The sequence below is a fragment of the Exiguobacterium sp. s192 genome (assembly GCF_018618795.1).
Classification (GTDB): Bacteria; Bacillota; Bacilli; order Exiguobacteriales; family Exiguobacteriaceae; genus Exiguobacterium_A; species Exiguobacterium_A undae.
The window spans coordinates 1-1,261 of record NZ_JACSMS010000029.1; the positions used below are offsets into that span (position 1 = coordinate 1).

A 1,261-nucleotide genomic window follows, 5' to 3' on the forward strand; every position below is an offset into this window, starting at 1 on the left:
CGTCTGGTGACGATAGCCAAGTGGTCACACCCGTTCCCATGCCGAACACGGAAGTTAAGCACTTGAACGCCGAAAGTAGTTGGGGGCTTCCCCCTGTGAGGATAGGACGTTGCCAGGCATACTTTTTTAATAAAGTATTTGACAATTTTGACTGATTGATATAGTATTATAGAAGTCGTCAAGTTACCACGGTCCTGTGGTGTAGCGGTTAACATGCCTGCCTGTCACGCAGGAGATCGCGGGTTCGAATCCCGTCAGGACCGCCATTTTTATTTACCGAATTTTACTTATGGCTTTGTAGCTCAGTCGGTAGAGCAGAGGACTGAAAATCCTCGTGTCGGCGGTTCGATTCCGTCCAAAGCCACCATTTACACCTGCCGGTGTAGCTCAGCTGGTAGAGCAACTGACTTGTAATCAGTAGGTCGCGGGTTCGACTCCTGTTGCCGGCACCATCTTAATATGGCGGTTGTGGCGAAGTGGTTAACGCACCGGATTGTGATTCCGGCATTCGTGGGTTCAATTCCCATCAGTCGCCCCATTTTATGTTTTTAATTTCATATTTTTGTGTCATTAGCTCAGTTGGTAGAGCATCTGACTTTTAATCAGAGGGTCGCAGGTTCGAATCCTGCATGACACACCATTTTTTTATGCGGGTGTGGCGGAATTGGTAGACGCGCTAGATTTAGGATCTAGTGTCTTTGACGTGGGGGTTCAAGTCCCTTCACCCGTACCATTTATAAATGCGGAAGTAGTTCAGTGGTAGAATACGACCTTGCCAAGGTCGGGGTCGCGGGTTCGAATCCCGTCTTCCGCTCCAATTTTTAATCCAATGTAACAACAAATAGCATAATTTGCGGTCGTGGCGGAATGGTAGACGCGCTAGGTTGAGGGCCTAGTGGTGGCAACACTGTGGAGGTTCAAGTCCTCTCGACCGCACCATAGCGCACCCTTAGCTCAGCTGGATAGAGTACTTGACTACGAATCAAGGGGTCGGGAGTTCGAATCTCTCAGGGTGCACTTTTCGGGAAGTAGCTCAGCTTGGTAGAGCACTTGGTTTGGGACCAAGGGGTCGCAGGTTCGAATCCTGTCTTCCCGACCATTATTATTTTCATATCGGACTTTGAAAACTGAACGATGAGGCAAAAAACGTATCTTCGGATACAAACAATGAATGAAGCGCAAGCTTCGTCAACGTGACTTCGGTCACAACAACGAGCAAGTCAAACACTTTATGGAGAGTTTGATCCTGGCTCAGGACGAA

Annotated in this window: 10 tRNA genes and 1 rRNA gene; all 11 read left to right on the forward strand. The window is 48.5% G+C overall.

Going from position 1 to position 1,261, the window contains the following annotated elements:
* Nucleotides 1–2: 2 nt before the first annotated feature.
* The 11 genes from rrf (at nt 3) to KNP87_RS17180 (ending at nt 1,099) form a co-directional block, all read left to right on the forward strand.
* Nucleotides 3–118 (forward strand): 5S ribosomal RNA (gene rrf / locus KNP87_RS17130).
* Nucleotides 119–190: 72 nt separating this feature from the next.
* Nucleotides 191–266, forward strand: a tRNA-Asp gene (locus KNP87_RS17135).
* Between the two features lie 25 nt (nt 267–291).
* Nucleotides 292–367 (forward strand) — tRNA-Phe (locus tag KNP87_RS17140).
* 9 nt (nt 368–376) lie between these two features.
* Nucleotides 377–452 (forward strand) — tRNA-Thr (locus KNP87_RS17145).
* 10 nt (nt 453–462) lie between these two features.
* Nucleotides 463–538: transfer RNA gene (locus tag KNP87_RS17150), tRNA-His, on the forward strand.
* A gap of 26 nt (nt 539–564) precedes the next feature.
* Nucleotides 565–640 (forward strand) — tRNA-Lys (locus KNP87_RS17155).
* A 9-nt stretch (nt 641–649) separates the two neighbouring features.
* Nucleotides 650–733, forward strand: a tRNA-Leu gene (locus KNP87_RS17160).
* 9 nt (nt 734–742) lie between these two features.
* A tRNA-Gly gene (locus KNP87_RS17165) sits at nt 743–817 on the forward strand.
* A gap of 36 nt (nt 818–853) precedes the next feature.
* A tRNA-Leu gene (locus tag KNP87_RS17170) sits at nt 854–939 on the forward strand.
* A gap of 4 nt (nt 940–943) precedes the next feature.
* Nucleotides 944–1,017, forward strand: a tRNA-Arg gene (locus KNP87_RS17175).
* A 5-nt stretch (nt 1,018–1,022) separates the two neighbouring features.
* Nucleotides 1,023–1,099, forward strand: a tRNA-Pro gene (locus tag KNP87_RS17180).
* Nucleotides 1,100–1,261 lie beyond the last annotated feature (162 nt).